At 73.3% G+C, this 6190-nt stretch carries 6 protein-coding genes and 1 pseudogene; all 7 read right to left on the reverse strand.

Annotation, left to right across the window (positions count from 1 at the left end; all coding sequences use genetic code 11):
- Positions 1-1295 (reverse strand): PAS domain-containing protein (locus HW445_RS15535; protein WP_308799209.1); only part of this gene is annotated, 1295 nt, incomplete at its 3' end.
- A 189-nt stretch (positions 1296-1484) separates the two neighbouring features.
- Positions 1485-1804 (reverse strand): annotated as a pseudogene (locus HW445_RS15540) (ATP-binding protein).
- 238 nt (positions 1805-2042) lie between these two features.
- The gene (locus HW445_RS15545) at positions 2043-2444 is read right to left on the reverse strand and encodes a (deoxy)nucleoside triphosphate pyrophosphohydrolase (protein ID WP_180221615.1); all 402 of its coding nucleotides are present in this window, start codon (positions 2442-2444) and stop codon (positions 2043-2045) included.
- 24 nt (positions 2445-2468) lie between these two features.
- Positions 2469-2678: an SPOR domain-containing protein gene (locus HW445_RS15550; RefSeq protein WP_180221616.1), complete on the reverse strand. Its 210-nt coding sequence runs from the start codon at positions 2676-2678 to the stop codon at positions 2469-2471.
- 263 nt (positions 2679-2941) lie between these two features.
- Entirely contained in the window at positions 2942-3694 is a 753-nt protein-coding gene (locus HW445_RS15555; RefSeq protein WP_180221617.1) for a GntR family transcriptional regulator, read from the reverse strand.
- Positions 3695-3869: 175 nt separating this feature from the next.
- Positions 3870-4937: a septum formation family protein gene (locus HW445_RS15560; RefSeq protein ID WP_180221618.1), complete on the reverse strand. Its 1068-nt coding sequence runs from the start codon at positions 4935-4937 to the stop codon at positions 3870-3872.
- A 122-nt stretch (positions 4938-5059) separates the two neighbouring features.
- A partial coding sequence (locus tag HW445_RS15565; RefSeq protein WP_180221619.1) for a DUF4190 domain-containing protein occupies positions 5060-6190 on the reverse strand: 1131 nt, incomplete at its 5' end.

A 6190-nucleotide genomic window follows, 5' to 3' on the forward strand; every position in this document is an offset into this window, starting at 1 on the left:
GCCAGCGCCCGGTCCCGCTCGCCGAAGGGCTCGCTGCCGGTGACCCGGGCGAACTTCACCAGGCCGACCACGGTGTCGTGGGCGACCATCGGCACGGCCAGGGTGGAGAGGGTCCTGCGGTGGCCGCCGGCCGGCGGCACCAGCCTCGGCTCGGCGGTGCGCAGGGCGTCCGCGGCGGGCGAGTTGAACGGGTAGTGGTGCACCGTGCCCACCTCGTGGGGCGCGTCGTCGGCGGGGAACGCCAGGTCGGCGACGGCGCTGGCGAAGGCGACCCGGCGCAGCGCGGCGCTGCCGTCGGCGAGGCCCGGCGCGGCCTCGTCGCCGTCGAGCAGGGCCTCGTAGAGGTCCACGGTGGCGAGGTCGCAGAAGTGGGGGACGACGACGTCGAGCAGTTCCCGCGCGGTGGTCTGCAGGTCGAGGCTGTTGCCGATGCGGGCGCCGGCCTCGTTGAGCAGGTGCAGGTTGCGGCGGGCCGCGGCGGCCTCGCGGGCGGCCTCCTTGCGCGCGGTGACGTCTATGCCCAGCCAGGCGACACCGAGCGGGCGGCCGCTGCCGCCGTGCACGCGGTACAGGTTGACCGACCAGTCGCGCGGCTGCCCGGCCTTGCCGGCGGTCCCGTTGACGTGCATGTCGGTGACGGAGTGACCGGTCTCCAGCACCTGGCGCAGCGCGGCCGAGACCCGTTCCGCCTCGGAGGTGGAGAGGTAGTCGTGGACGCCCTTGCCGAGGTGGTCCTCGGGGCGGCCGCCGAAGACGGCGGCGAAGCGCCGGTTGGCGCGCTGGATCCGCAGGTCGGTGTCGATCAGCAGGAAGCCGAACGGGGACTGCCCGAAGATGGCCTGCGAGGCGGCCAGGTCGGCCTCGACCCCCTGGAGGGTGCGCACGTCGACCACCAGGCAGAGCGCGGCCCGCTCGCCCTCGCCGTTGCGGGTGGGCATGACGTGGATCTCGGCGAGCCCGTCGGCCCCCTCTCCGCCGTCCTCACCGGGTCGCCGGTAGGGGACGACACCGGTCCACTCGCGTCCGTCGAGGATCTCGGCCATCTTCCGGCGGCCCCGGTCGCGCAGGGTGGGCGGCACGAGGGTCTCCACCGGGTCGCGGCCGAGGACCAGCCGGGCGGGGATGCCCAGCAGCCGTTCGGCGCGCCGGCTCCACTGGTCGACCAGGCCGTCCGGGCCGAGCGAGAAGGAGGCGATGCGCAGAGCGTCGTAAAGAGATCCGGGCGGCCCGCTCTGCCACGTCCCGCCGACCTCGGGGGCCTCGTCTCCCGGGCCCTTCGGTGGTATCCCGCCCACGCGAACCGTCCCCTCCAGCACACCCACCCGGGCCGGTCACCTCGGGCGGCTGCCCGCAGTATCCAGCACCGCGCCGCCGTGCGACACCGTCCTTCACTCCCCCGGTCTCCTAACCACCCATATCCCGCCCGAACCGTGTGCACGTCGTGACGGCATGAGAGGTCTCGAGCCCCGACCGGCACGCTGCCCTCACCCGGGCACCGTCAGCTCGAACCACACCGTCTTCCCCCGGGGGCCGGGCCGTACACCCCACGCCCGCGCGCAGTACGCGAGCAGCACCAGCCCGCGCCGGTCTCCGGGGCGGCGATGCGCAGCTCGACCGGACCGCCCCTGCCGTGGCGCACGGCGTTGGTGACCAGCTCGCTGACGAGCAGGGCCACCGTGTCCCGCACGCCGTCCGGTCCCCACCGCGCCGGCCGCCCGGTCACCGCCGGCCTCGCCGCCGGGACCGTGCGGGGCGACGCCGGGAAGGTCCATGCGGCACGGTGCGTCCTGCGTACGTCGAGCACGTCGGCCGCCTCTCCGAGGACCGCGACGGCCTCTCCGGACGATCCCTGACATACGGAGTCATACCAGTACAGATGTGCGAGTACCGTGCGACGGATGAGATGTTCGGTGCGGGTACGCCGCGGCGGAGACGGCGGTGACACCGGCCTCCCGGGCCTTGCGCGCCGGAATGCGGGGTGGCGAAATGCGGGGTGGCGGGATGCGGGATGGCCGGGAGGCGGGATGGCCGGGAGGGGGCCGCTACGCCGGACGGTGGCCGAGCGCCCGGCGGACGGCGGGCACGTCCTGGTCCAGCCAGTCGACGTCCCAGATCTCCTCGGGTCCCAGCCAGCGCAGTTCGTCGTGGTCCTGCAGGGGTCGGGGGGCCGGGGAGCCGGGTTCCAGGGCGGCGGTCCACACCCGCAGGACGTAGGGCTCGCGCAACGGCCACTCGCCGGGGACCCGCCCGACGGCGCGCGCGTGGACGCCCAGTTCCTCGCGCAGTTCGCGCACCAGCGCCTCCTCGGGCGCCTCACCCTCCTCGACCTTCCCGCCGGGCAGCTCCCAGCGGCCCGCGAGTTCCGGGGGCGCACTACGGCGCGCGGCGAGCAGCCGGCCCTCGTCGAACAGGGCGGCTCCGACCACGGTGATGTGTACCGTCATGCGCCGGAGCATAAGGGGAGCGGGTCAGGTGGAGCTGGACGGGCTGGGGTGGCCCGCCGGGTCGGCGGAGCTGATCCGCTCGACCCAGTAGAGCTGCTTGTGGCCGCGCGCGTCGAGGGTGTCGGCGATCTTCTGGGCCTCGGCGCGCGTGGCGTACTGGCCCACCCGGTAGCGGTTGCCGTTGTCGTCCTGGCGGATGACCTGCCAGGGCAGAGTGATCGTCCCGTCGTTCATCGCGCCTCTCCGAGTGCCGGCCTCGTCGGTGAAACCGCTGTACGCATATGCCCGAGCGTACGCCCAACCTTCACGCAGCGAACACGACTTCGGACAAAGAGGCAGGCAACCGGCCATGCCGAGGGGGCGCACGCCCCCTTGCGGCGTGCGCCTGACCTTTACGCTCCTGTGCGACGGAACGACCCGCACTCCCCCAGGTCGTCCGAAATCCGACGCCCGTGACAGCCCGCCCACCGCTGCCGGTAAGGGAGTTACCTCGCGAGTTACCGCACCGGAAGGTGGTAGGAGACGCGGTACCGGTCGGCCGGGACCACCACGTCCGCCGTCTCGACGGGCCGCCCGGAGGCGAAGAACGTCCGCCGGATCACCAGCACCACATGGCCGGGCACCCCGCCGAGTTCGAGCAGTTCCTCGGCCAGCCCGGGGCGGGCCGACACCTCCTCGGTGACGTTGTCGACCACGACGTCGATCCCGGCCATCCGGTCGACCACACCCATCCCGCCCAGCGGGCCCTCCTCCGGAAGCATCACCGGCGTGCGCCCGGTGAGGGCCAGGGGCTCCCAGGAGGTGGAGAGCATCATCGGCTCCCCGGCCTCCCGGAACACGTACCGGGTGCGCATCACCCGGTCGCCCGGCTCGATCCGCAGACGTTCGGCGATGTCCGGCTCGGCCTGCGCCTGCTCGCTGCGGGACTCCCAGGTGCCGCGCGCCTTCTCGTCGGCCTGCTCCTGGCGGAACGGACTCGCGCCGCCCGCGGGGCGGTAGCCGGAGCGCGCGACGGGACGCGGCACGGGGCGCTCGCGGACGTAGGTCCCGGACCCCGAGCGGCCCTCGACGAGCCCCTCGGCCATCAGCACCTTGCGGGCCTCCAGCGCCACCGTGTCGGAGACGCCGTACTCCTCACGGATCCGGGCCTGTGAGGGGAGACGGGTGTGCGGCGGGAGCGAACCGTCGACGATCTTCCTCCGGAGATCACCCGCAACGCGTAGATACGCCGGCTGCTCACCGAATGTCACTGGCCGCTCCGCTTCGATCGGGCTGTACAGGCAGCCACAGACTGGCAACCGTGAGTTGCTGCACGCAAGCGAGGGCCAGCGTTTCACCCGATGTGATGAACCACGGTTGACCAGGCTCTGTGCGGGCAAATCCTGCCCAGCCCGGGGCCGCTTCAGTCCCGTGGGAACAGGGCCCTCACAGCGCCTCCGGCTGGGTGACCGAGCCGCCGTTCACCTGTGGCCGCTCCGTGGTGAGGCCCAGCCGCTCACGCAGCGGATACACGCTGGGCGTGCCGGTGCCCAGCCGGTTCGAGGCCTCCTCCCACCGGGTCGAGAAGGTCTCGGCGTCCTCGGCCAGGGAGAGCTCCCGCCAGGCCCCGGCGGCCCGCTCCACCTCCCCGGCGAGGGACCGGGCATAGGGGGCCGCGTCGGCGGGCCATCCCCGGGAGTCCAGCAGCCCGGCCATCTCCTCCAGTTCGTGCGCGACGTCGGCGGCCCACTCCGTGTTGCCGGGCAGGTCCTCCTCCGGGTACTCGGCCGGCACCAGGTTCAGCGCGGTGCTGAGTTCGCCCGCCTCGCCGAGGTAGGCGAGCTGGTCGATGTCGAAGGCGTCCGCCGTCCGCCGCAGGGAGCCCCGCAGCGGGTCCGCCCCCTGGTCGGGCCGGAACAGGCAGACGACCGACCGGGCGCCCGCGCGCCAGTCGTCCTCGAGCGGGTAGAAGTACGCGTAGGTGACGCCTCCGGGCAGCTCCCAGGGGTCCATGGCGTAGGAGGCCAGCTTCTCCAGGCACACCCTGGGGGCGGTCCGCGCCAGGCGGGCCTCACCGGGGTAGGGGCCCGGCCCGACCTCCAGCCCCCCGAACACCTCCGCCTCATGGGCCTGCGCGCAGGGGACCTCGGTGAACTCCGGGCCGGTGTCCCGGTACGCGTACTCGCGCCGGTCGTACCCGGGGAAGTCGGGCTCGGCGAGGCATCCGCCGTACCGGAGGAGCTGCCATTCGGCGGACGCCGCCGCCTTCCCGTCCCGGGGTCCGTCCCCCTGGACGAGGGCCACGGCCCCCGCACCGCCGAGGAGGAGGGCGAGGGCCCCCGCGGCGACGTACCGCCGCCGCCACCGCTTCGCGGCGGGCCGCGGGGGCGTGCCGGGGTCCGGGGAGGACGTGTCGGTGTCCGGGGAGGACGTGTCGGTGTCCGGGGAGGACGTGTCGGTGTCCGGGGAGGAAGGAGTGGGGTCCGGCGAGGAAGGGGTGGGGTCCCCGGTCATGGCGCTGCGCTCCTGGATCGTCGGTCTGATCAGGAGCGCATCGTAGGTACCGCCCCCCACCGCACACGCCTCGCCCCCGCCGCGGCGGACCACGACGGGGGCGGGCGGACGGCACGGCGGGATCAGAGAGCGCCGACGCCCGCGACGTACTCCTCGTCGTCGATGTCCGGGCGCTCGGTGGACAGGTCCAGCAGACCGCGGAGGGCGACGGCGCTCCCGGTCTCGTCGGTCAGCGCCAGTTCGGCCTCGCCCCACTGGAGGTAGAAGTCGTCGACGCCGTCGGCCGCCGCCAGCTTCTCCCACTCGCCCTGGGCGGCGTCGACCTCGTCCGCGAGCTTCCCGGCGAGCGGGGCCGCCTGCGGGTCCCAGTCGTGGGCGCGCATCGCCTCGGAGAAGCCGGTGAGCTCCTCGGCGACCTCGGCCGCCCACTCCTGGTGGCCCTCCAGGTCGTCCTCGACCATGTCGAACGGTATGCGGGCCAGCGCGGTGTTGACCTCACCGGCCGGCTCCAGGTAGGCCAGCTGCTCGGCGTCGAGGGAGTCCTTGTCCTGACGCAGCGGCACGGTCAGCGGATCGGGCTCGGTGAGGGAGGCGAAGACGCAGACGACGGTGCGGTCGTCCAGCAGCCTCCAGTTCTCCTCCATCGGGAAGAAGTACGTGTAGTACGCGTGCTGGGAGACCTTCCAGGAGTCGGGGCTGTAGGCGGTGACCTCCGCCGAGCACCGCTCGTCCGCGAGGTCGATCACCTCGTCCTCCCCCGGGAACTCGCCCTCCGGGAGGTCGAACCGCGCGTACGCCTCGCCGTCGTGGGGGCCGTCGCAGGAGACCTCCTCGATGTCCAGGACCTCGTACTGCTCCAGGCTGGAACTGTCGTCCGGCATGCCGGGCTCGTCGAAGCAGTCGCCCGGCTCGAGGCCGGCGGTGACGTTGGCCTCCCGGGCGCCCTCCTTGAAACCCTCGCTGAACTCCCGTCCGAAGTCCTTCCAGAACCCGGTGAACAGGGAGACGACGAGCAGGAGCGAGGACAGCGCGGACAGCACGATGCCGGCGATCGCCATGCCCTTGCCGCGCTGCCCCTTCTTCTTGATCTGGAAGAGGGCGATCACGCCGAAGACCACACCGAGCAGCGGGACGCAGCACACGATGCCGAAGACCAGGGCGGTGATGGCGAGGCCGTTGTACGAGGTCTGCGGACCCGGTCCGCCGTAGGGCCCGGGCGGCGGGCCGTAGGGGTACGCGCCCGCGCCCTGCGC

The sequence above is a fragment of the Streptomyces sp. UH6 genome (genome assembly GCF_013421635.1).
Classification (GTDB): domain Bacteria; phylum Actinomycetota; class Actinomycetes; order Streptomycetales; family Streptomycetaceae; genus Streptomyces; species Streptomyces abyssomicinicus.

What these genes read in the sequence shown, in the direction of transcription:
- HW445_RS15545 (WP_180221615.1), bottom strand. Translation starts at nt 2,444, where the DNA reads ATGACGGTACACATCACCGTGGTCGGAGCCGCCCTGTTCGACGAGGGC.
- HW445_RS15550 (WP_180221616.1), bottom strand. Translation starts at nt 2,678, where the DNA reads ATGAACGACGGGACGATCACTCTGCCCTGGCAGGTCATCCGCCAGGAC.
- HW445_RS15560 (WP_180221618.1), bottom strand. Translation starts at nt 4,937, where the DNA reads ATGACCGGGGACCCCACCCCTTCCTCGCCGGACCCCACTCCTTCCTCC.